Here is a 21,196-nt window from a genome sequence, read left to right on the forward strand (position 1 = left end):
GCCGTTTTGGCGATGGCGGGGTCAGTCGTCGCGCGTCAGCACTTCCAGCAGTTCGATCTCGAACAGCAGGTTGCTATGGGGTTTGATGTGCGCACCCATGCTGCGTTCACCGTAGGCCAGGTGCGCGGGCACGAACAACTTGCGCTTGCCCCCCACCTGCATGCCCATCAGGCCGATGTCCCAGCCCTTGATGACTCGCCCCGTGCCGATCACGCACTGGAACGGCTTGCCCCGCGACCAGGATGAGTCGAACTCGGTGCCGTCTTCCAGGGTGCCGCGGTACTGGGTGGTGATCAGCGCGCCCTTGACCACGGCCTTGCCGGTGCCGGGGTGCAGGTCTTCGATCAGAAGCTCGGTGGTCATGCAGGGGGCCTTGGGTTGTACGGGGTGTGCAGTTTACGCAATTGCGCCGCACGGCGCACATTCCGTGCGGCGCGGCGCAATGGGCCTCGCTACGGCAGAGGGGGCACCTTGACGGAAAATATCAAGGGCTCCCCGGGGTTATTGCCGGCCGCCAGGTAGTCGTACCGCGACGCTGCGATACCGGCCGGGGCGTATATGTGCGGGTCGCGTGGGTACAATGAAACGCGGTAGCCCTCGCTATCACGCAGCCAGAAGTGGAGCTTGCCGGACGAGTTACTGAAGAGCAGTACCTCGATCTTCCAGGGCTCGGTGACTTGCGCCTTGTGGTACAAACCCAGGAAGCCACCGACGCTCAACCCCAGCTTGGCACCCGCATAGTCACCCATTGTCGGGCCGCCGACGATGTCATACAGAATCCGATCTTGCGTTTTCTCCCGATAATTGAACACCAGGGATAATGAGGGCTGAGTGCCGCCGTGGACCAGCCAGCCACTGCGGCCGGGTATTTCTGCGCGGGTCAGCGCGATCGATCCCTCGAGCCCCACGTTGGCGATAGTGATTTCGCTGGTGAAGGACCTTTCTGTCAAAGTAATCATGAACAACTCCTTTTGCCGCATGGCAATAATGGGTAAATCCAGTGGCCGTCCCTGCTGGCCGGTGCCGCGACGCCATTGAACCCTCGTGCTGGGTTTGAGTGGGTGTGCAGGGGTATGGCCATAACCGGGTGTGGGGGTAGGGCAGCGCACACGGCCGGGCTGAGACGCCCATAACGCCCGTTCCTGATGCTTTCTTGAAAAGTCAATGCGGCAATTGTTCGCTTTTTTGTAACGATCATTTGCGCAAACGCGGATGTTTAATGGACTAACCAGTTGGTTAAAATTAGTTACTGCTCATAGGAATGGCAACTTCATGAAAAACCTTTCTTTTTTCTTCGGTGCTAGCGTATTGGCACTGACGTGCACTAGCGCCTTCGCCGCCACTCACTCGCAACTGGACAATGCCCAGGCCCTGCAGGTAATCAGCAGCGTCAAGGCCAGCCTGGCCGCGCAGAAGAGCTTCGGTTGCGTGGCGGTGGTCGACGTGTCTGGCACGTTGCTGGCGTTCGAACGCCTGGACGGTGCGCCGCTGGGCTGCGTTGATGCGTCCATTGGCAAGGCCCGCACCTCGGCGCTGTACCGTGCGCCGTCGGTCAAGTTCATGGACCGCCTGCAGAAAGGCGAGACCACGGTGCTGGAAATTCCCCACGCCGTGGCGTTGGGCGGTGGCTACCCGCTGACCCTGAACGGTGAAGTGGTCGGCGCCGTCGGCGTCAGCACGCCGGTGCAGGCCCTGGACAACCAGGCCAGCGAAACCGCGGCGCAAGCCCTGAAGTAACCGCTACCGCTTTCCTGTTTCAACCGGTACCACGACAGGCCCTGGCCAGTCGTGGCGCCCCCCTGTGCACAACACTAAAAGCCCTGGAGCCTTGACTACCGGGGATGAGATCACAACGGACGATCAACCATGATGAACCTCAGCCGACGCCAATTGGTCTTCGGTGCCTCCAGCCTCGTGGCTGCCGGGGCGCTGGGCAAGACCTTGCTGGTGTCCAATGCCTTCGCCAGCGCCCCGCTGACCGGTACCCTGACCTTGCCCGCCGACTTCCTCGCGCTGTCCATGCGCCTGACCGGCATCGACAAGCCCGACTTGCAACTGGGCCAGCGCCTGTATGACTGGCTGACCCACGCCGACCCGCAACTGCCAGCCCACCTGACGGCGCTGAACGTGCTGCTGGAGGCCAACCAGGCCGCCGAGCCGGCCGCCTTCCAGGCGCAATTGGCGGCCCAGCCGGGTGAAGTCGTGGCGCTGTACCAGGCCCTGCTGGGCGGTTGGTACCTGGGTGTGGTGGGCAACAAGATGAGCCCCACCTGCATCGGCTTCGAGACCATCGTCAGCTACCAACTGCTGAGCACCTCCTTCACCCCGCCGAGCTACTGCGCCGGCGAACCGAATTTCTGGATTCAACCTCCCCAGTCCGAGAGCGTGGCCCATGTCTGATTCCCTCAGTGCAGATGTAGTCGTCATTGGTGCCGGCATCGCCGGTTCCCTGTCGGCGCTGAAAATGGCCAAGGCCGGTGCTTCGGTACTGATGCTGGAGTCGGGCCCGGAAATCAAGCGTGATGAGGCCGTAGAGCTGTTTCGCAACAGCCCGCTGAAGGGCGATTTCACCGAACCCTACCCGCCAAAACCCTGGGCGCCACAGCCCAAGTTCCAACCGGTGGACAATGGTTACCTGATCCAGAAAGGCCCGGACCCGTACCTGGCGTCCTACCTGCGCGGCGTCGGTGGCACCACTTGGCACTGGGCGGGGCAGGCGTTCCGTATTCTGCCCAACGACATGAAACTGCAGTCGCTGTATGGCGTGGGCGTGGACTGGCCGCTGAGCTACGAGGAACTGGAACCTTTCTACTGCGACGCCGAATTCCAGATGGGCGTTTCCGGTGACAGCGACCTGGGTTCGCCGCGTTCCCAGCCGTACCCGTTGCCGGGCATCCCGCTGCCGTACGGGTTCGAGCGCATGAAGCAGCGCCTCAAGGGCCTGGGCTACGAAGTGGGCATCGGCCCGCAGGCGCGCAACAGCGTGCCGTTCGACGGCCGCCCGGCATGCTGCGGTAACAACAACTGCATGCCCGTGTGCCCGATCGACGCCCAGTACCACGGTGGCATCGCCGCGCGCAAAGCCCTGGACGCCGGCGTGCGCATCGTTGCCAACGCCGTGGTCTACCGCATCGAGGCCGACGACAAGGGCCGCATCGCGGCCGTGCACTACCTGGACGCCAACAAGACCAGCCACAAGGTTACCGGCAAGCAGTTCGTGCTCACCGCCAACGCCATCGAAAGCAGCAAGCTGCTGCTGATGTCCACCAGCGACCGCCTGCCCAACGGCGTCGCCAACAGTAATGACATGGTGGGCCGCCACCTGATGGACCACCCGGGTTCGTCCGTGGAGTTCCTGGCCGACGAGCCGATCTACTTCGGCCGTGGCCCAATGCGCCCCAGCAGCATCAACAACATCCGTGACGGTGCTTTCCGTGCCGACCGTTCGGGCCTGCGTATCGACCTGGCCAACACCAACCCGACGCGCATGCTGACCGAGCGCCTGATCAAACAGGGCTATTACGGCAAGGCGCTGAACGAAAAACTCAAGTACCAGGCCGACCACTACGTGCTGCTCAAGGGCATGATGGAAATCCTGCCCGACCGCGACAACCGCGTCATGCTCAGCAAGACCGAGAAAGACGCCTGGGGCCTGCCGCGCATCGAAGTGCACTACAAGTTCCCGGAGTACGTGCACAAAGGCTACGACCACTCCATCGACGTGTACAAAGAGATCGCCGCCGCGATGGGCGGTACCGAAGTGGTGTTCAGCAAGCGCGGCGTGTACGACAACAACCAGCATATTACCGGCACCCTGAGCATGGGCGCGGACCCGGCCACATCCGTGGTGGACCGTGACCTGCGCAGCCACGAACACGAAAACCTGTTCATGGCCGGCACCGGCGTGATGCCGACCGCCGCCATCGTCAACTCGACCCTGACCGGCACCGCGCTGGCACTGCGCATGGCCGACACCGTGCTCAAGGCATTGGCATGAACCGGGAGCTCTCCATGAAAAAATTTCTGATGGCGGTACTCCCGCTGGTGGCCAGCCTGGGTGCCCAGGCAGCCGAACAGCCAGCCGACTCGGCCCTGATCAGCCGCGGTGAATACCTGGCCCACGCGGCCGACTGCACGGCCTGCCATACCACTGCCAAGGGCAAGGCCTTCGGTGGCGGCTACCCCGTAGGCACGCCGTTCGGGGTGATCTACGGCACCAACATCTCCTCCGACAAGCAGCACGGCATCGGCGCCTGGACCGACGACCAGTTCGTCGCCGCGGTACGTGACGGCGTGGGCAAGGACGGCGAACAGCTGTACCCCGCCATGCCTTACGACTCGTTCACCAAGATGTCGCGTGACGACGTGCTGGCCATCAAGGCCTACCTGATGTCGTTGCCACCGGTGGCCGAGGCATCGCCGAAAACCGACCTGCCATTTCCGTTCAATCAGCGCTGGGGCATGACGTTCTGGAAGTTCTTCAACTTCAAGGCCGGCGAGCTCAAGCCCGACCCGAGCCAGACGGCCGAGTGGAACCAGGGCCGTTACCTGGTCGAAGCCCTGGCCCACTGCGGCACGTGCCACACGCCGCGTAACCTGACCATGGGCATGGACACCAGGAAGCCATTCGCCGGTGGCGACCTGGGCAGCTTCGTGGCCTACAACATCACCCCGGACAAGGTCGCCGGCATCGGCAACTGGACCCAGGCCGAGCTGGTCACCTACCTCAAGACCGGCCACGTCGACGGCCGTGCCAGTGCCTCCGGCCCCATGGCCGAGGCCATCGAGCACAGCCTGCAGTACCTGCCCGAGACTGACCTGACGGCTATCGCCACCTACCTGCAATCGGTTCCGGCCCTGGCCGACGACAAACAGCCGGGTTCGCGTTCCAGCTTCGGCAAGCCCAGCGACGGTTACGTCGGCCTGCGCGGCCAGAGCCCGCAAGTGCTGGCCCAGGACCCGGGCCGTGCCCTGTTCATGGGCAACTGCGCCACCTGCCATGGCGCCAAGGGCCAGGGTGCCGGTAGCGGTTTCGGTGCTTACCCTGCGTTGTTCAACCACACCACCACCGGTGCGGCAGATGCCAAGAACGTCGTCTCGGTGATCCTGGGGTCGGTGAACCGCAGGATGGAGAAGGGTGACATCCTGATGCCGTCCTTCGCCGAAGACCTGACGGACGAGCAGGTGGCGCAGGTCACCAACTATGTATTCACCCAGTTCGGCAACCCGGCGGCGGCCACGGTCGATGCCAAGCAGGTGGCCAAGTTGCGTGACGACCTGGGGCAGCGTCGGCCGCCTGTGGTGTTGGAAGGCGATAAGCTTTGAGGTGATTTGAAAGGTGAAAAAGGCTGACCCTGTGGGGTCGGCCTTTTTTATTCATGGGTGGGTGAGTCATGGCGCCCGGAAGCCTGGACAGCCTGGCGCTGCACGAACCACTCATACCCACTCACACACAAGATTCCTACCATCACCAACCCCGCACCCATCAAAAAGTTGGCCTCCAGTGGCTCGTCCAGCAGCCACACACCGAAGCCGATGCCATACAACGGTGTGAGAAACGCCAGCACTCCCAGCCGCGACGCCAGGTAGGTGCGCAGCAGCCAGAACCACGCCAGCAGGCTGGCAAACGACATCACCAGCACCTGATAGGTCAGGTTGGCCAGCACCGTGGGCGTGAGGTTCACGCTGGCCTGGTGCATGGCCAGGGCCGCGGCCACCAGCAACACGCAAGCGCCCAGCAACTGGTAGAGCAGGGTCTGGGTCGCGGGGGCCGAGGACAGGCGGCTGGTACGCACTACCACCGTGGTCGCGCCCCATGCGGCGCCGGCGGCCAGCCCCAGGGCGTCGCCCAGCAGGCTGCTGGCACCACCGCTGCCATGACCACTGAAGGCCACCACGATGCCCAGGAACGCCAGGGCGATGCCACCCCATTGCGGCGCCTTCAGGCGCTCGGCCGGCAGTTTCCAGTGCAGGCCGAGGGCGGCGAAGATGGGCGAGGTGTAGAGGAAAATCACCATGTGCGACGCCGTGGTATGGCGCAGGCCTTCGCCCACCAGCAGGTACTCCAGGCCAAACAGCCCGCCGATGGCCAGCCCCGGTAACCAGTGGCTGTCGCCGGCCCTGGGTTGTTCGCTGCGCCAGAACATCAGCGCGGCCACCAACAGGGCGGCCACGCCAGAGCGCACGCCAATCTGCAGAATAGGGGAAATGTCGGTGGCGATCGACTTGATGGCCACTTGTTGCAAGCCCCAGATGGCGCACAAGACCAGCATCATGCCGCTGGCCCGGCCGTCCAGCGCGCTGCGCGGTTGCATAAAACACTGCCTGTAGTCGGAATAAGTGCGGTGATTATGCCGGTGACGGGTTTTATAGATATAGTTTGAATCTGACAGTCGATCCCATTGTTCCGCCACTCATGAAAACAGACCTCACCCACCACCAGCCGCTGCCCTATTTTGGCTATGAACTGCCGGCGCCGATCTTCTTCCGTTCTGCCAGCGTGCCAGCGCGTGCAACCTACCCGCGGCACCGGCATGCCTGGGGGGAATTCGTCTATTCGTTCAGCGGGGTCATGGAAATCGAGATCGACAATCATCATTACCTGTCGCCCTCGCAGTACGGCATCTGGCTGCCGCCCCAGGCCGAGCACCTGAGTTTCAACCGCCAGGCGGCCTGCCACTGTTCGGTGTACCTGGCCCCGGAATTGTGCGCGCGCATGCCCTTGCGCCATTGCGCCCTGACCCTCAGCCCGTTGACCCGCGCCTTGTTGGAACAACTGCGGGTCGATCCACCCAGCCTGCCGCAGACCGAGGAGCAGCAGCGCCTGTTGCAGGTGCTGGTCGATTGCCTGGCCCGCGCGCCCGTTGCCGGCAGCTACTTGCCAGGCTCCAGCGACCCCTTGCTGGGCGCCGTGTTGCAAGCCCTGGAAGCTAACCCTGGCGACAGTCGCTCGTTGCCTGAATTGGCGAAGGCAGTGAACACAACGGAACGCACCTTGGTGCGTCGCTGCCAGCGGGACCTGGGGATGACCTTTGCAGAATGGCGCCAGCGCCTGAAAGTGGTGGAGGCCCTGGCGAAACTGGAGCAGGGTCACACCGTGGAGGCCATTGGCCTGGACCTGGGCTACAGCAGCGCCTCGGCCTTCATCAGCATGTTCCGGCGCATGACCGGCACTACCCCCGACGAATACCGCAAGGGCAACGGCCCGACGCTGTCAAGCAACGGCCTGCCGCGTTCCCAACCGTAGTGGCTGGCGCGGTGTACCTGATGCAACGCAGCACCTTGGGCACGTGTGCCGTTGTGGGACCGGGCGCAAGCTCGGGAAACGGAGAACGCGATCGATCCGGCAGTCCTCTTCCCGAGCTTCGCCCGGTCCACAGGATTGCCAGTGCCCTGTAGCAGCCTCAGGCACTCAGTCAGCAGTCGCCACCAGCGCCTTCAGCGAAGCATCGAAATGCTCCAGTGCCACCGGCTGCCGGGCATCGGCACTGCGCACTTCACCGATATAGGTCAGGTTGGCATCGAAGAACTGAGCCTGCAGGAAAGCACCGTGCTGGTTGGCGCTTTTGAGTACCACGATCACGTCAGGCCGGGCGGCCATGACCTTGTCCAGGCTGGAATAGAACTGCACGGCACTGAATTGCTGTTGCAGCGAGCCGCGCACCGCTTCCAGCGCGGCGCGGGTAGTGCCGTCGCGCTGCAGCAGGGCAGCCTGGGTATGCTCGTTGAGAATCACGCCCACGGTCTGGGAATGGCGCAACGTCACGGAAGATAGCTGGGTCGCGGGGCGAAACATGCCTTCATCGTCGCGGTGAAGCGGGGCGGCCATGACCGAGCCGGTGGCCAGGGCAAGGGCAAGCAGGGCGGCGATAGGACCTTTCATGGTGCGGACTCCAGAGCTTCGTGTTCGTGAAGCCATGGTGAACCTGTCCTGGCGGTCAGGGAACATGTGATTATCGATGGTCGCTATTGATATCGATGATGGCACCCGCCGCAGCGCTTTCCCGCTCCCGCGGGACCGAGCTACGCCCGGCGCCGCAGGGACAGTGCTCGCAGGCTGGCTAGCGCGGTGCGCTGCGCAGCGACGACGGCCCGCCACTCACTTCAATACGTTTCTTGCTGTCCACCAGCTTGCCGTTCTCGATGCTGTACAGCCCCAGTTGGTGCTCGACATTGAACTGCACGATCACATGCTTGCTGTCGGCGCTGAACACCACGCCCTGGGAAGAGTTGCCGTCGGCCACGTCGTTGACCTTCACGGCCTGGCCATTGCGAATGGCGAACAGCGTCACGCGGCCAGTGGCACGCACACCCGGGTTGTCGGGCAGCAGGTTGGAGCCGTCGATGGACTGCGCGACGATCCACTTGCCATCGGGTGAAATGGCCACGCCTTCAGGCACCGAAGGTACCGTGAGGTGCTGCACGGCGCGGAAGGGCGTCTTCGACACATCGATCAGCGTCACACTGTCGGCGTCCCCCAGCAGGCGGCCCTTGTAGTTGGCCAGGCCCGCCAGGCCAACGTTGCTGACCACGGCCCAGTGGCCGTCGCTGGACACGTCGATGGTGTAGGGTGCCACGCCAGTGCTCAGGCGGTCACCGCTGTCGGCCCATTTGCCGTCCACCAGGTTCAGCACCGCCACGCCCGACTCATCGCGCAGCGATACCAGCAGATGCTGGCCGTCGTGGGTGAAGGCGGCACCGGCCAGGCGTTTGCTACCGATGCTGATGCTGTCGAGCAGGGTGACCTTGTTGCCTTCCACCCGCAGCGGTCGCACGCCGCCGTCCACGCAGGTGACCACCGCCCATTGGCCGCTGCGGTCAAACGCCACGGCCTGGGGGTGGCTGCCCAACTCGATCTTGCTGACGGTGGCAGGCTTGGCGCTGAGGTCCACCACCTGCAGGAAAGTGTCCATCTGCAACTGCTTGGCGGCATGGTCGTAGCGGGTTGGCGCGGCCACCAGCGCCAGCTTGCCGTCGGCGCTGATGGCGGCCGCCTGGGGTGGACCCTGGATGCCGTTTTCCACTTCCACGGTCTGGTTGACCTTGGGCGGGAACACGCTGGCGTCCAGCACCGTGAGGGTGTCGGGCTTGGCGTTGTCAGGGTAGGTATCGCGGCCCTGTACCCGCTGGTACTTGGCGTCGTTGGAAGAGACGACCCAGTCGGCGGCGGTCACCGACTGAGCGGCGAGCAGCATCAGGGCCAGGGCTGAAACCGGTTTCAGTACAGCGCGTAAAGAAAACGTCGAAGGCACAGTGACATCCTTGAAAAGGGCAGGGTGGGAAGCTTGGCACTATAGCCCAGGTGCGGCAAAGCGGCACATGACAAAAGGCTCAGCCGAGCTTCCCCGCCCATCAATCGATACGCGGGTGCTGTTGCACCAGGTGCTCGCGCTTGGCCTGCAACTCGGCGATTTGCGCGTCGATGTCTTCAATCTTGTGCTCGATGTTGTCGTGGTGCTCCTGCAACAACTCGCGCGCCTCTTCCAGGTCCGATGCCGCCGGTGCCGCGCCGCGCAGGGGCTTGTTGGCGGTTTCCTTCATCGACAGGCCGGTGGCCAGGCCGATCACCGCCATCACCATCAGGTAATAGGCTGGCATGTACAGGTTATTGGTGGTTTCCACCAGCCAGGCCGCCAGGGTCGGGGTCAGGCCGGCGACCAGCACCGAAATGTTGAATGCACTGGCAAGGGCGCTGTAGCGAATGTGCGTGGGGAACATCGCTGGCAGGGTCGAAGCCATCACCCCGATGAAGAAGTTGAGCAACACCGCCAGAATCAGCAGGCCGGCGAAGATCAGCCCGGTCTTGCCGCTGATGATCAGCATGAACGAAGGAATGGCCAGGAAGAACAGGCCGATGCTGCCGCAGATGATGAAGGGGCGGCGGCCTACCTTGTCGCTGATGAAACCGAACAGTGGCTGCACGAACAACATGCCCACCATGATCGCGATGATGATCAGCACACCGCGGTTTTCGCTGTAGTGCAGGTTGTGCGACAGGTAGCTGGGCATATAGGTGAGTAGCATGTAGTACGTGACGTTGGTCGCCACGACGACGCCGACGCAGGTCACCAGGCTGCGCCAGTGCTTGGTCGCCACTTCCTTGAACGACACCTTGGGCCCGGCGGCCAGGCCTTCGCGGTCGCCTTGTTCGAGCTTCTCCACGTGCTGTTGGAAGGCTGGCGTTTCTTCCAGCGCATTGCGCAGGTACAGCCCCAGAATACCCAGGGGCAAGGCCAGGAAGAACGGCAGGCGCCAGCCCCACTCCTGGAACTTCTCTTCACCGATGACGCTGGAGATCAGCACCACCACGCCGGCGCCCAGGACGAAACCGGCGATGGAGCCGAAGTCCAGCCAACTGCCCAGAAACCCGCGCTTGCGGTCCGGGGCGTACTCGGCGACGAAGATCGAGGCGCCCGTGTATTCGCCGCCCACCGAGAAGCCCTGGGCCATCTTGGCCAGCAGCAGCAGGATCGGCGCCCAGATGCCGATGCTGGCATAAGAGGGGATCAAGCCGATGGCGAAGGTACTCAACGACATGATGACAATGGTGGCCGCCAGCACCTTCTGCCGGCCCAGGCGGTCGCCCAGTGCACCGAAAAACAGGCCGCCCAGGGGGCGAATCAGGAAAGGTACCGAGAACGTCGCCAACGCGGCAATCATCTGCACACTGGGGTCGGCGCCGGGGAAGAATACCTTGCCCAGTACATAGGCGACGAAGCCGTACACGCCGAAGTCGAACCACTCCATGGCGTTGCCAAGGGCGGCGGCGGTGATGGCCTTGCGCATCTTGGCGTCGTCGACGATTGTGATGTCATTCAGACCGATGGGTTTGACCCGTTTTTTACGTAGTTTCATTCACGTTACTCTGTGACCAAGCTGAGGGTGCCCGCCAGCAGGGCGGGGCTCTATGGCATCAGATACGCCGGTACGCTAAATAATTCAGTTCAAACGAAATTTTATGGCCCTTGGCCATGCCTTCGCCCTGCGACCGCCGCCCGGCGGGATCTGCGCCAACCCTGTGTTAGGTCGATGTAACAGCCCCGCGTCAAGCGCCCAGCGTCAACGCCGAGTCAAACTTCAGCGTGCCTCGCGTAGTTTTCTATTTCCCAAAATATCAACAGTGCCATAGGTTTGAGGGACAACAGTTGGTCCTGGGCAAGGTGTGCTGTTTTTTTGTCGGTCACTTGCGGCGGAACCTGAGGGGGGCGAGTTATTGGCGCCAGACTATCGATAATTAAGCGAGCCCGCACGATGACGATGATGACTACAAGCGACATCTACGACCAATTGAAACCTGTCTTTGCAGACGTCTTTGATGAAGATGACCTGGTCCTGACCCCGGCTACCACCGCTGACAACATCGACGGCTGGGACAGCCTCGCCCATATACGCCTGATGGTGTCGGTCCAGAAGGCGTTCGACATAAAACTGTCCGCGAACGAAATAGGCACGCTTAAAAATGTGGGCGACCTGGTAACGATCATTACACATAAAAAGTATCCGGACAGGGACGCGACCCATGCCTAATCAAATCAGCACACTGCCCTGGCTGGTTCAGCCCCCGGCGGACTTTTCGGCTAAATGTCGCGCCTTCACTGTTGATACTTCCGACCTCGGTCGTTCCCTGCAGGCAGTGGCCAACTGCGCCATGGATGGCAACCAGTTGCAGAAACTGGCCAATGCCATCAAGAAGTTGCAGGCATCGGGGGCGTCCCTGCAACCCTTGACCGCGCTGCGCCTGGGCCTGCTAGGCAATGGCACTCAGGATTTCGTCGCCCCGGCGCTGGTCGCCAGCGCCGCGCGCCATGGCCTGGCGCTGGAGGTAGTGAAAGGTGAATACGACCAGGTGCTGCAGGAAGCCATCGAAGCGCATTCGGCCGTTAACACCTTTCGCCCCCATGCCGTGCTGATCGCCGTGGATTATCGGGCGCTGCCCTGGCAACCGACCCCGGGGGATGCCGGCACTGCCGCGGCCAACGTGGAAATGGCGTTCAACTACGTGCAAAGCGTGCGCGACGCCGTGCACCGCAACAGCGGCGCCCTGTGCATCGTGCAAACCCTGGCCCCACCGCCCGAGAGCCTGTTCGGCAGTTACGACCGCCGCGTGCCGGGCACCCTGTTGTGGTTGGTGGAGGAACTGAACCGGCGGCTGGTCGCCGCCCTGGCCAGCAGTGAAGACCTGCTGTTCGATGTCGCCCACGTGGCGGCACTGGCAGGGCTGGACGCCTGGCATTCCCCGGCCGAATGGAACATGGCCAAACTGCCGTTCGCCAGCGAGTTCCTGCCGCTGTACGCCGAGCACATGGTGCGCATCCTCGCAGCGCTGCGTGGCCGCAGCCGGCGCTGCCTGATCCTGGACCTGGATAACACGGTGTGGGGCGGTGTCATCGGTGACGACGGCCTGGAAGGCATCCGTATCGCCCAAGGGGATGCGGTAGGCGAAGCGCACCTGGCGGTGCAGCGCATGGCGCTGGCATTGCGCGAGCGCGGCATCGTGCTGGCGGTGTCGTCGAAAAACACCGATGAGGTAGCCCGCAAGCCCTTCCAGGAACACCCCGAGATGCTCCTGCGCGAAGACCACTTCGCCGTGTTCCAGGCCAACTGGCAGGACAAGGCCACCAACATCAAGGCCATCGCCGAAGAGTTGGCCCTGGGCCTGGATGCCATGGTGTTTCTGGACGACAACCCGGTGGAGCGCGGCCTGATCCGCCAGATCCTGCCCCAGGTGGCTGTGCCCGAACTGGACGACGACCCGGCGTCCTATGCTCGCACCCTGGCTGCCGCCGGTTACTTCGAGACAGTGGTGTTCTCCGACGAAGACCGCCAGCGCGCGGCGCTGTACCAGGAAAACGCCCGGCGCATCACCTTGCAGCAGCAGGCCGGGGACGTCGGGGCCTACCTGGCGTCCCTGGACATGGAGATCGTGTTCAAGCCCTTCGACGCCACTGGCCGTTCGCGCATCGTGCAACTGATCAACAAGTCCAACCAGTACAACCTCACCACCCGCCGCTACACGGAGGCCGACGTGCTGGCGGTGGAAAGCGACCCCGCGCAGTTCAGCCTGCAGGTGCGCCTCATCGACCGCTTCGGCGACAACGGCATGATCAGCGTAGTCATCTGCAAGCCTTCGGCGCCCGATACCTGGACCCTCGACACCTGGCTCATGAGCTGCCGGGTGCTGGGCCGCCAGGTGGAAGACAGCGTGCTCTGCGAGATTCTGGCCCAGGCGCGCCAGCGCGGCATCACCCGCCTGGTGGGCGAATACATTCCTACCGAGCGCAACACCATGGTGCACAGGCATTACCAGAAACTGGGGTTCGAGCAGACCGGGGAGGGGCCCGATGGCACCACTTTCTGGGCCCTCGACACCCAGGTCGAGAAATCGGCGCCGCTGATGCGCGTCAGGCACGAATGACCCAACCCTTTCACACAGGCAGCGCACGCCGATGGACAACACGACTGACAACGGTGCCCACACCGTGCTTCCTAGACGCGATTTGCTGATCATCCCGTTGCTCATCGTGGTGACGCTCGCGTGCCTGCTGGGGGCGAGTGAAATGCTGGCGCGGTATTTCTACCCCGCCCAGCCACTGGACGCCTGCCAGGTGCCGGATGCGACCATGGGCACGCGCTTCAAGGCCGGGTGCACGTCCACCACCAAGGCCCCCGAGGGGCCTTGGGTAACGAACCACTACAACGAATGCGGGTTTCGCTCGGCCGCTTCCTGTGCGTTGAAACCACCAGGCAGCCTGCGGGTTGTGGCGTTCGGGTCATCGTTGACCCAAGGCTACCTGGTACCCGATGAGCAGTCGTACCCGGAACGCGTCGGCACGGCGCTGGGGGCTATCTGCCACCGCCCGGTGGATGTACAGAACGTCGCCAGCATCGGCTACAACTGGAGCCGCGCCCAGCTCAATTTCGACCAGGCGATCAAGTTGTCACCGGACCTGCTGATCACCAGCATCGTGCCGTTCGACCTGGAGCGCGACCCGGACAGTTTCACTCCCGCCGAAGCGCCCGTGGCAGCGGCACCGCCACCGCCCTTGCTGAACCAGCTGTACGTGGCCATCAAGGAACAGGCCCGCTCCGCCTACGTGGCGCAGTACTTCTACTTCAAGAATGCCCAGGCCTTTACCGACCTGTACCTGCATTATGGCGAGAAGGCCAACTTCCTGCGCACGCCGTTTTCGCCGTTCTGGCAGACGCGCCTGGACACCTACGAAAAGCTGCTGGCCGACATGGCCCGCCAGGCCCAGGCCGCCCATGTGCCGCTGGTGCTGGTGTACGTGCCGCAACGGGCCCAGGTGGCCCTCATCAGTGGCACGCCGGCGCCTGAGGGCGTCGACCCCTGGGCCTTCAGCAGGGCCATTGGCGATATCGCCCGGCGCCACGGCATCATTTACGTCAACACCAGCGATGATTTCAGCCGCCTGAAAAATGCCGCCGACCTGTATTACCCGGTCGACGGCCACCCTTCAGGCGCTGGCCATGCCGTGATCGCCGATGCCGTGGTGTCGCGCCTTTCCACCCTGACCGACACGCCGTTGGGTAGCTGCACCGCCCTGGTCGCCCATGCCGCCCTGTCCCAGAGAACCGCGCCATGAACGTACCGTCATTTGAGTTCCTGGCCTTCGCGGCCATCGCCGCGCTGGTGTTCAACCTGTTTCGCCACGCAGGTTGGCGCCAGGCGGTGCTGTTGGTCACCAACCTGATCTTTTTCGCCAGCCTGGTTCACGGCGTGGTGGCGTGCCTGCCGTTTCTGCTGTTCCTGGCCGTGGGCTATGGCCTGATGCGCCTGGCTCAACACACGGCCGAAGGTAACGGCCGGGTGTTGTTCGGAGCCTCGGTGGTGGTGCTGATCCTGTTGTTCGCCTGGTTGAAGAAATACGGGTTCTTTCCGGCCCAGGTGTTCCTGGATTTTCCCTATGCCACCATTGGCCTGTCGTACGTGTTCTTCCGGGTGCTGCACCTGGTCATCGACGCCCGTGGCGGTGGTCTGCCGGCCATCACGCCGCTGGCCTACATCAACTACACGCTGAACTTCACCGCGCTGATCTCCGGCCCCATCCAGCGTTACCCGGACTACAAGGAACAGGCCGACAGCCTGTCGCGGCCGCGCCTGGTGGGCGCGGGGCGGGCGCTGGAGCGCATCGCCGTGGGCTTTTTCAAGGTGTTCCTGTTGTCCCATGTGTTCCACGACCTGCAACTGCAAGCCCTGGGTGCCTTGCCCGAGGCGGTGGGTACGTGGGCGCTGGTGGCCCAGGGCGTGATCGTCGCGGCCAGCTACCCGCTGTTCCTTTACTGCAATTTCTCCGGTTACACCGACGTGGTGATCGGTGTTGGCTACTTCTTCGGTCTGCGCCTGCCAGAGAACTTCAACAACCCCTTCATCGCCGAGAACTTCATCAACTTCTGGGGCCGCTGGCACATGTCGTTGTCCAACTGGCTGAAGACATACGTGTACAACACCTTGCTGATGAAACTGATGGAGCGCTTTCCTGCCCGCGCCATCGAGCCGTTCCTGGGCGTGCTGGCGTTTTTCGTGACCTTCTTTCTGGTGGGTATCTGGCACGGGCAGACCTCGGAATTCGTCATGTTCGGCCTGTTGCAGGGCGGCGGCGTGGCGGTGAACAAGCTGTACCAGATCCAGATGGCCCAGCGCCTGGGCAAGAAACCCTACAAGGCCTTGTGCGCCAACCCGCTGTACCTGATCGCCTCGCGAGGGCTGACCTTTACCTGGTTCGCGTTCACCTTGTTCTGGTTCTGGTCCACCTGGGGGCAGATCGAGGCCTACTACAGTGCGCTGGGCGGGGTGGGGGCGGTGCTGGTGTGGGGTGTCATCTGGGTGGGTGCCGCCCTGGTCATCGAATGCGTTCGATTGGCGTGGGCATTGCTGCTGCGGATCAAGGCCGGCGATGCGCCGCTGGCCCTGTCGCGCTACACCCGTACCGTGGGCATCACCGTGATCGCCACCCTGACCACCGTGTTCATCCTGCTGGCCAATTCACCGGCACCGGACATCGTCTACAAAACCTTCTAGGGCCACCGTAAAAACCCCCAGCCAGCGCCAGGCCCGCTCAAGGGGCTCAGCGCAGCAGCGGGCCGATGACCTCGGCGGCGAGCCTGGCCTGGCGGGCCTGGCCTTCGGCCGTCAGGTGGACGCGGTCGGCGGCGAACAGCGGCGGCGGGTAGGTGCCGCTCTGCTGGTTGAAAGCCGGCACGCTGGCCCAGTCGATCACTGCGTCGCAGCCCGCCAGGGGCTGGCGCAGCGCGGCGTTGACCTGGGCGATGGCGTGGTTGGTGACCGCCGGTGCGTTGCGCAGCACATTGGCGACGCACACCGCCTTGGCACCGGCCATGTGCGCCAGCACGGCACCCCGCTGGTAGGTGGCGATGATCTCGTTGGCGCTCTGGCCGTACAACTGGTCGTTGTAGCCGCCCTGAAGAATCACGATCTTGTGCGCCGCGGCCGACGCCAGCAGGTTGGGTTGCGCGTATTGCTTCCATTGCTCGATGGCGGTCGCCAGGCGGCCACCGTAACGGGCGCCGTTGACCAGTTGCACGTCGTTGCGGCCCAGCAGCGTGATCATCTGGTGCGGCCACCCTTGCTGAAAGGGCGCGCCGCTGCCATCGGAATGGCTGTCACCCAACACCACGATGACCCCCTGGGTAGGCGGCGTCAGCCCGAAGCTGCCTTGCAGTGACGCACCCAGTGCCGCGCGGGTAGCGGCGTCCAGTGGCCAAGGCACGATGATCGCCGCAGTCAGGTTCACCAGCCCCGAACGCCCCTCGCCACTGAGCCCCAGGCTGCCGCCGCTCAAGGGGCTGTCATTACCGCCGACAGCGGTGCTGGTCGTGCCGAGCATGTCGATGACCTTGCCATGGGCGTCCGCCGTGCAGACGATCACGGCGGGCGTTTCCGTGGGCACCACCGCCGCGTAGGCATTGTCGCCGGCGCCGTCGCAGGCGGTGGGTTGCGCGCTGTAATGGCCGAACTCCAGGCCCGCGTTCTTGCCGGCGATACCCCCCACCGCGACAAAGGCGGCGGGCGCGAAGACCGAGGTCGCCGCGCCGATGACCGCCAGGGTGAAATGGTTGGCTTGCAGCGCCACGCCGGCCGGCAGGGTGAGGAAGGTGTTGGCCGGGTCCCAGTCGCCCGCACCACCGTGCGCGTCGAACAGCACCGCACGGCTGTTGCCGTGCAATCGGTCGGCAGTGAGGGTAGGGCGCTGTTGCGCATCGGGCTGCACGGCATCGTTACCGCCGCCGCCCTGGTCATGCCACAGGGCCACGCGGGGCGTCACACCCGCGTCGAAGGTGGCGTAGCCGCGCAATGTTTGCGCTGGCACGGTGAAACGGTCCAGGGCCGCCGTATCGAGCCCGCCGTCTGCCAGCAAGCCGATGGGCAACGCGGCGTCGGTATCCGAACGCTGCACTGTCAAGGCCGGCCCGGAATAACAGCGGGTCAGTTGCCGCGTGCCATAGCCTGTGGGGGCCAACCACGTCAGGGAAAACGTCGCGCCACTGCCCTCGGCCGATTGGGCGGCCACTGGCTCATTCGGCCCGCAGGCATGCATCAGCGGTTGCGTCACCACCACCTCATCCACCCTGGCATCGGCACCGACTTTCGCCACGGTCAGCGTTACGCCACCTGGGAGGGTGAGGATGTCGTCCACCCGGTAACCCGTGCCACCGGCCACCGGGCTGGCAGCCGTGACGTACAACCCGATGACATCCAGCGGCAGCGGCGTAGCCCCCAGCGTACCCAGGGCGCCCAGCAGCGTTATCACCTGTGGAGCCTTGAATGGACACGCCATGGCCACCTCCCGGTCGGCTGCTTCTGCTGATTTGCAGCATCTCGCAACACATGTGTTGCGAATGATAGGTCCGCGGCCGGGCCTCTATGGCCAGGGTGAACCCGGTAGCGCGCTGAACAGGGTGTCCGGACGCCTACTGACTATAGCCGGGGCCAGGTGAATGCCCAGGTCGGCGGCCCCCCTCTGTGGGACCGGGCAGAGCCCGGTCCCGCATCTGTTTCGGGCCAGTTATGCCCGGGAAATCGCCTGGTCCGCCTTGTTTTTTCACTACAGAACTTTGTAGGGACCACCCACTTCCCCGGCACTGCGTGAAGAACCCTCAAAAAGCCCCGTGGGTGAAGCGGCGCGCGGCTAGAGCTGTTGTTCGATGGCGGCGCGGTCGACCACGGACCACACCTCCACGATCCTGCCGTCGTCAAACCGGTAGAAGACATTTTCGCTGAAAGTGACGTGCTTGCCGTTTACCGCCAGCCCCAGGAACGAGCCTGCCGGCGTGCAGCGAAAGATCAGGCGGCTGGCGATCCAGGGCGGGTCGCAGGCCAGTTGTTCGATGTGAAACCGCAGGTCCGGTATGTCCCGGTAATTGCCCTCCAGCATGGCCTGGTAGCCCGCCAGGCCGAGAAGCTTGCCGTTGTGCCGGACCTGCGGGGCCACGAAGCGACCCAGGTTGGGCCAGTCCTGCTGGTTCAGGCAGGCGATGTAGTGCCGGTAGGCGCTGGCGAGGTCGGTGGGGTGCATGGCCGGGCTCCGATGAATCACAGCACCAGCGTAGCACCTGCCCGACCCCGCAGTGGACCGCTAGAAGTCCAGGCTGATGCCGGTATACAGCGCCCGGCCATCGCCCGGCGAATGCAGCGGTGCCAGGGCGCCGTCCGCGTCGTACCACACGTACTCGTAGTAACGGTTGGCGAGGTTCTTGAGCTGCAGGTCCAGGCTCACGTGCTCACTGACTTTCCAGGTGGCGCCCAGGTTGAACAGCACGTAGGCGCCATACTTGCCCTCCACGTTGTTTTTCTCCAGGTAATAGTCGCTCTGCCCATTCATCCACCCCGTGAGCTGTACCGTCGGTGTCAGCTGGTAGCTGGCCCCGGCGTTGTACACGTGGTGGGGGATGTGGTCGATCTCGTTGCCTTCGCTGTCGGGGTAGGTGGCGCCGGCCTTGAGGATTTTCGAGTACTGCCAGGAGTAGGCCAGCCAGGCCTCCGTGCGCTCGCCGGGGTGCAGGTTGACTTGCAGGTCGTAGCCCCAGCGCCGGGTCTGGCCGACGTTGTCGGAGGCGCCGGTGGGGTCGTTGAGCCGGCGGCTGACTTCACCCGAGGCCTTCTGTTGCCAGTAGGCCACGCGGCCGTCGATCCAGCTGGCCGGGGTGAACTTGACCCCGGTTTCCCAGCCGTCGTTGATCGACGGCGCCAGGTCATCGGTTTGCGGCGGGATCTTGTAGCTGGACGATCCCGTGCCTACTTGAAAGGTACGGCCCCAGTTGGCATACAGGCTGGCCACCGACCAGGGCGAGTAGACCACGCTCAATTTGGGCTGTTTGATCAGCCCGTAGTCGTTCATGTCGTAGTGCACGCCGGTCATCTGGTTGGTGAAGTCACCGCTGAGCTTGTCCACCCGGTAGGCCGGAATGACTTTGAGAGTGTCGGTGGGTTCGATCACCGCCTGCACATAGCCACCCACGGTGTTGAAGTCGAAGTGCTGATCACGGGTCTGGGCCGTGCGCACCCGCTCCACGGTGCTGTAGCGCTCGCTGATATTCTGCTGGCGCTGGGTGTCCAGGCCACCTTCCAGTGCCAGCGCATGCAGCCAGTCCACCTGGGGGCGCCAGGTCAGGGTGCTCATGGCGCCGTACTGGGTTTCATAGGCGTCGCGTTCCTGTTGGGTACTGGCGCTCCAGTAGCGGGTCCAGCGGCGGTCGTCGAAGGTGTTGAGGTAGGTCTTGGCGGCCAGCGACAGGCCGTCGGCAAGGTCGGTGTCGAAGTGTACGCTGGCGCTGTTCATGCGCCGGGTGCCCTGGTCGCTGTCGTTGTAGGGGTTGGTCATGGTCGGGTGGCGGTGGGCGTTGGCACCGGTCAGGTAGCCGGGCTCATCGGCCTGGCCCTCGTAATGGCGCAGGATCAGGCCAATGCGGTACGCCTCGTCATCGGGTGTGTAGAACCATTTGCCCGCCACCGACACGCGGTCCTGGTCGGCATGGTCGCGGTAGCCGTCGGACTTCTGGTAGGCGAGGAAATAGTTCTGGGTCCAGTTGGCGCTCTCGATACCCTTGGCCAGTTGGGTCTCGCGGGTGCCGTAGCTGCCGTAGCGCACCCGCGCCTTGGTGTAGTCGCCACCGATGCGGGTGTTGATATTGACGTTGCCGGCGATGTTGTTCAGCCCATAGCGTGGGTCGCTGGTGCCGCGCACCACTTCGATGTTGTCGATGTCCAGCGGGAACACCATGTCCATGAACGGCATGTTGCCGTCGTTGCTGTTGCTGGGGATACCATCGATCAGCAGCTTCACGGCATTCACTTCACCCTCGCCATTGAAGCCGCGAAAGGAAATCTTGCCGGAGGTGGTGCCCTGGTTGAACTCGGTGAGCTCCACGCCGGGCAGGCGGCTGAACAGCTCCCAGCTATAGGTAACGGGCATTTTCTCGACCACGTCGCCGCCCAGAATGTCCACTGAACTGAGCACGCTGGTGGTGGACAGGGGGCCCCCCGGCGCGCTGTTGACGGTCACGGTGCCCAACGTCAGCGTCGAGTCCTGGGCGGTGCCGGCGAAGGCATGGGCGGCCGGCAGGGCGGCGAGGGCGCCGCAGGCCAGCATCGACGCATGAAACGGACGGGCAGGGGAACGCCGCGCCTTTTTACGGTTGCGCTGTAAAGCCATGGTTCACGATTCCTGGTGAGCCAATTGATGAGTCGCACACGTGCGCGCAGGCCCGCACCGGGCTGGCGTCACATGGCTAATGAAGGTCGGTACCGCTCAGGACAGCGGGGAGGCGCGGGGGTTGAGGCTGGTCCAGCGAAAACGCGGCGCCAGGCTGGGCACCGTGGGGTGGGTGAGGGGGGCTTGGGCCAGGTAATGGGGCGGCGGCGCGCGCCAGTGGCTGGGCGGCGGCCCGGCCATGCCCGAGGCACCGCAGCAACAGCAATCGCCGTGTTGCATCTTGTGCGGGTGCGGGTCCAGCACATCGATGAGCCGGCGAACGTCATCGTGCATCGCCATGCCGTGCATGGCACAGTCATCGCCCATCGCTGCCGTGGGCATCCCCTCCATCAACTGCATCTGCCGGGCATGCAGGGGCATGGCCAGCAGGTTGACCAGCACGGCCATGCAGGCCAGCCAGTGGCTGAGGTGTCGACGTGAGAGCATGCGGGCGTCCGTCATCGGGG

General features: G+C 63.9%; 19 protein-coding genes. 9 read left to right on the forward strand and 10 right to left on the reverse strand.

Annotation, left to right across the window (positions count from 1 at the left end):
* Nucleotides 1-21: 21 nt before the first annotated feature.
* Together QBK88_RS04225 and QBK88_RS04230 are read right to left on the reverse strand one after the other, a co-directional pair.
* Complete coding sequence (locus tag QBK88_RS04225) at nucleotides 22-363, reverse strand: FKBP-type peptidyl-prolyl cis-trans isomerase (RefSeq protein WP_277961033.1); 342 nt, start codon at nucleotides 361-363, stop codon at nucleotides 22-24.
* Nucleotides 364-452: 89 nt separating this feature from the next.
* Complete coding sequence (locus tag QBK88_RS04230; RefSeq protein ID WP_277961034.1) at nucleotides 453-959, reverse strand: hypothetical protein; 507 nt, start codon at nucleotides 957-959, stop codon at nucleotides 453-455.
* A 313-nt stretch (nucleotides 960-1,272) separates the two neighbouring features.
* Between QBK88_RS04230 and QBK88_RS04235 the strand changes: the two genes are divergently transcribed.
* The 4 genes from QBK88_RS04235 (at nucleotide 1,273) to QBK88_RS04250 (ending at nucleotide 5,325) form a co-directional block, all read left to right on the forward strand.
* On the forward strand, nucleotides 1,273-1,737 hold the full coding sequence (locus QBK88_RS04235) for a heme-binding protein (protein WP_277961035.1): 465 nt from the start codon (nucleotides 1,273-1,275) through the stop codon (nucleotides 1,735-1,737).
* Nucleotides 1,738-1,866: 129 nt separating this feature from the next.
* Nucleotides 1,867-2,400 (forward strand): sugar dehydrogenase complex small subunit, encoded by a 534-nt coding sequence (locus QBK88_RS04240; RefSeq protein ID WP_277961036.1) that lies wholly within the window; start codon nucleotides 1,867-1,869, stop codon nucleotides 2,398-2,400.
* A complete protein-coding gene (locus QBK88_RS04245) occupies nucleotides 2,393-3,997 on the forward strand; it encodes a GMC family oxidoreductase (RefSeq protein ID WP_277961037.1) in 1,605 nt (534 codons plus the stop codon). The genes QBK88_RS04240 and QBK88_RS04245 overlap by 8 nt, the downstream gene beginning before the upstream one ends.
* A gap of 14 nt (nucleotides 3,998-4,011) precedes the next feature.
* A complete protein-coding gene (locus QBK88_RS04250; protein WP_277961038.1) occupies nucleotides 4,012-5,325 on the forward strand; it encodes a cytochrome c in 1,314 nt (437 codons plus the stop codon).
* 47 nt (nucleotides 5,326-5,372) lie between these two features.
* Here QBK88_RS04250 and QBK88_RS04255 read toward each other — a convergent pair whose 3' ends face one another.
* A complete protein-coding gene (locus tag QBK88_RS04255) occupies nucleotides 5,373-6,314 on the reverse strand; it encodes a DMT family transporter (RefSeq protein ID WP_277961039.1) in 942 nt (313 codons plus the stop codon).
* Nucleotides 6,315-6,415: 101 nt separating this feature from the next.
* Between QBK88_RS04255 and QBK88_RS04260 the strand changes: the two genes are divergently transcribed.
* Nucleotides 6,416-7,246 carry an AraC family transcriptional regulator gene (locus QBK88_RS04260; RefSeq protein ID WP_277961040.1) on the forward strand — a complete coding sequence of 277 codons (831 nt, stop codon included), beginning with the start codon at nucleotides 6,416-6,418 and terminating at the stop codon, nucleotides 7,244-7,246.
* A 165-nt stretch (nucleotides 7,247-7,411) separates the two neighbouring features.
* On the opposite strand, the gene QBK88_RS04265 is transcribed toward QBK88_RS04260, so the two are convergent.
* The 3 genes from QBK88_RS04265 to proP all read right to left on the reverse strand — a co-directional run bounded on the left by QBK88_RS04265 (nucleotide 7,412) and on the right by proP (nucleotide 10,854).
* Complete coding sequence (locus tag QBK88_RS04265; RefSeq protein WP_277961041.1) at nucleotides 7,412-7,882, reverse strand: hypothetical protein; 471 nt, start codon at nucleotides 7,880-7,882, stop codon at nucleotides 7,412-7,414.
* 178 nt (nucleotides 7,883-8,060) lie between these two features.
* The gene (locus QBK88_RS04270; RefSeq protein ID WP_277961042.1) at nucleotides 8,061-9,251 is read right to left on the reverse strand and encodes a YncE family protein; all 1,191 of its coding nucleotides are present in this window, start codon (nucleotides 9,249-9,251) and stop codon (nucleotides 8,061-8,063) included.
* 100 nt (nucleotides 9,252-9,351) lie between these two features.
* Complete coding sequence (proP, locus tag QBK88_RS04275) at nucleotides 9,352-10,854, reverse strand: glycine betaine/L-proline transporter ProP (RefSeq protein WP_277961043.1); 1,503 nt, start codon at nucleotides 10,852-10,854, stop codon at nucleotides 9,352-9,354.
* A gap of 396 nt (nucleotides 10,855-11,250) precedes the next feature.
* Between proP and QBK88_RS04280 the strand changes: the two genes are divergently transcribed.
* The 4 genes from QBK88_RS04280 to QBK88_RS04295 are packed head-to-tail and all read left to right on the forward strand — an operon-like array spanning nucleotide 11,251 to nucleotide 16,039.
* On the forward strand, nucleotides 11,251-11,526 hold the full coding sequence (locus QBK88_RS04280; RefSeq protein ID WP_277961044.1) for an acyl carrier protein: 276 nt from the start codon (nucleotides 11,251-11,253) through the stop codon (nucleotides 11,524-11,526).
* Nucleotides 11,519-13,414, forward strand: coding sequence for an HAD-IIIC family phosphatase (locus QBK88_RS04285; RefSeq protein WP_277961045.1), 1,896 nt, complete (start codon nucleotides 11,519-11,521; stop codon nucleotides 13,412-13,414). Before QBK88_RS04280 ends, QBK88_RS04285 begins: the two co-directional genes overlap by 8 nt.
* Nucleotides 13,415-13,445: 31 nt before the next feature.
* Nucleotides 13,446-14,603, forward strand: coding sequence for an SGNH/GDSL hydrolase family protein (locus tag QBK88_RS04290; RefSeq protein WP_277961046.1), 1,158 nt, complete (start codon nucleotides 13,446-13,448; stop codon nucleotides 14,601-14,603).
* Entirely contained in the window at nucleotides 14,600-16,039 is a 1,440-nt protein-coding gene (locus QBK88_RS04295; protein ID WP_277961047.1) for an MBOAT family O-acyltransferase, read from the forward strand. Before QBK88_RS04290 ends, QBK88_RS04295 begins: the two co-directional genes overlap by 4 nt.
* A gap of 46 nt (nucleotides 16,040-16,085) precedes the next feature.
* Here the strand turns inward: QBK88_RS04295 and QBK88_RS04300 are convergent, their stop codons facing one another.
* The 4 genes from QBK88_RS04300 to QBK88_RS04315 form a co-directional block, all read right to left on the reverse strand.
* On the reverse strand, nucleotides 16,086-17,816 hold the full coding sequence (locus QBK88_RS04300) for a GDSL-type esterase/lipase family protein (protein ID WP_277961048.1): 1,731 nt from the start codon (nucleotides 17,814-17,816) through the stop codon (nucleotides 16,086-16,088).
* Nucleotides 17,817-18,167: 351 nt separating this feature from the next.
* The gene (locus tag QBK88_RS04305; protein WP_277961049.1) at nucleotides 18,168-18,554 is read right to left on the reverse strand and encodes an ester cyclase; all 387 of its coding nucleotides are present in this window, start codon (nucleotides 18,552-18,554) and stop codon (nucleotides 18,168-18,170) included.
* Nucleotides 18,555-18,614: 60 nt separating this feature from the next.
* Entirely contained in the window at nucleotides 18,615-20,627 is a 2,013-nt protein-coding gene (locus QBK88_RS04310) for a TonB-dependent receptor (protein ID WP_277961131.1), read from the reverse strand.
* A 159-nt stretch (nucleotides 20,628-20,786) separates the two neighbouring features.
* Nucleotides 20,787-21,176, reverse strand: a complete 390-nt coding sequence (locus tag QBK88_RS04315) for a DUF2946 domain-containing protein (protein WP_277961050.1) — start codon at nucleotides 21,174-21,176, stop codon at nucleotides 20,787-20,789.
* Between the last annotated feature and the right edge of the window lie 20 nt (nucleotides 21,177-21,196).

The organism is Pseudomonas sp. RIT-To-2 (assembly GCF_029623465.1).
GTDB lineage: Bacteria > Pseudomonadota > Gammaproteobacteria > Pseudomonadales > Pseudomonadaceae > Aquipseudomonas > Aquipseudomonas silvicola.

Coding starts and splice junctions, on each gene's coding strand:
- QBK88_RS04310 (WP_277961131.1), bottom strand. CDS start 20,627: ATGCTGGCCTGCGGCGCCCTCGCCGCCCTGCCGGCCGCCCATGCCTTC.
- QBK88_RS04295 (WP_277961047.1), top strand. CDS start 14,600: ATGAACGTACCGTCATTTGAGTTCCTGGCCTTCGCGGCCATCGCCGCG.
- QBK88_RS04250 (WP_277961038.1), top strand. CDS start 4,012: ATGAAAAAATTTCTGATGGCGGTACTCCCGCTGGTGGCCAGCCTGGGT.
- QBK88_RS04265 (WP_277961041.1), bottom strand. CDS start 7,882: ATGAAAGGTCCTATCGCCGCCCTGCTTGCCCTTGCCCTGGCCACCGGC.
- QBK88_RS04260 (WP_277961040.1), top strand. CDS start 6,416: ATGAAAACAGACCTCACCCACCACCAGCCGCTGCCCTATTTTGGCTAT.
- proP (WP_277961043.1), bottom strand. CDS start 10,854: ATGAAACTACGTAAAAAACGGGTCAAACCCATCGGTCTGAATGACATC.
- QBK88_RS04240 (WP_277961036.1), top strand. CDS start 1,867: ATGATGAACCTCAGCCGACGCCAATTGGTCTTCGGTGCCTCCAGCCTC.
- QBK88_RS04255 (WP_277961039.1), bottom strand. CDS start 6,314: ATGCAACCGCGCAGCGCGCTGGACGGCCGGGCCAGCGGCATGATGCTG.
- QBK88_RS04225 (WP_277961033.1), bottom strand. CDS start 363: ATGACCACCGAGCTTCTGATCGAAGACCTGCACCCCGGCACCGGCAAG.
- QBK88_RS04285 (WP_277961045.1), top strand. CDS start 11,519: ATGCCTAATCAAATCAGCACACTGCCCTGGCTGGTTCAGCCCCCGGCG.
- QBK88_RS04315 (WP_277961050.1), bottom strand. CDS start 21,176: ATGCTCTCACGTCGACACCTCAGCCACTGGCTGGCCTGCATGGCCGTG.
- QBK88_RS04235 (WP_277961035.1), top strand. CDS start 1,273: ATGAAAAACCTTTCTTTTTTCTTCGGTGCTAGCGTATTGGCACTGACG.
- QBK88_RS04245 (WP_277961037.1), top strand. CDS start 2,393: ATGTCTGATTCCCTCAGTGCAGATGTAGTCGTCATTGGTGCCGGCATC.
- QBK88_RS04300 (WP_277961048.1), bottom strand. CDS start 17,816: ATGGCGTGTCCATTCAAGGCTCCACAGGTGATAACGCTGCTGGGCGCC.
- QBK88_RS04230 (WP_277961034.1), bottom strand. CDS start 959: ATGATTACTTTGACAGAAAGGTCCTTCACCAGCGAAATCACTATCGCC.
- QBK88_RS04280 (WP_277961044.1), top strand. CDS start 11,251: ATGACGATGATGACTACAAGCGACATCTACGACCAATTGAAACCTGTC.
- QBK88_RS04305 (WP_277961049.1), bottom strand. CDS start 18,554: ATGCACCCCACCGACCTCGCCAGCGCCTACCGGCACTACATCGCCTGC.
- QBK88_RS04290 (WP_277961046.1), top strand. CDS start 13,446: ATGGACAACACGACTGACAACGGTGCCCACACCGTGCTTCCTAGACGC.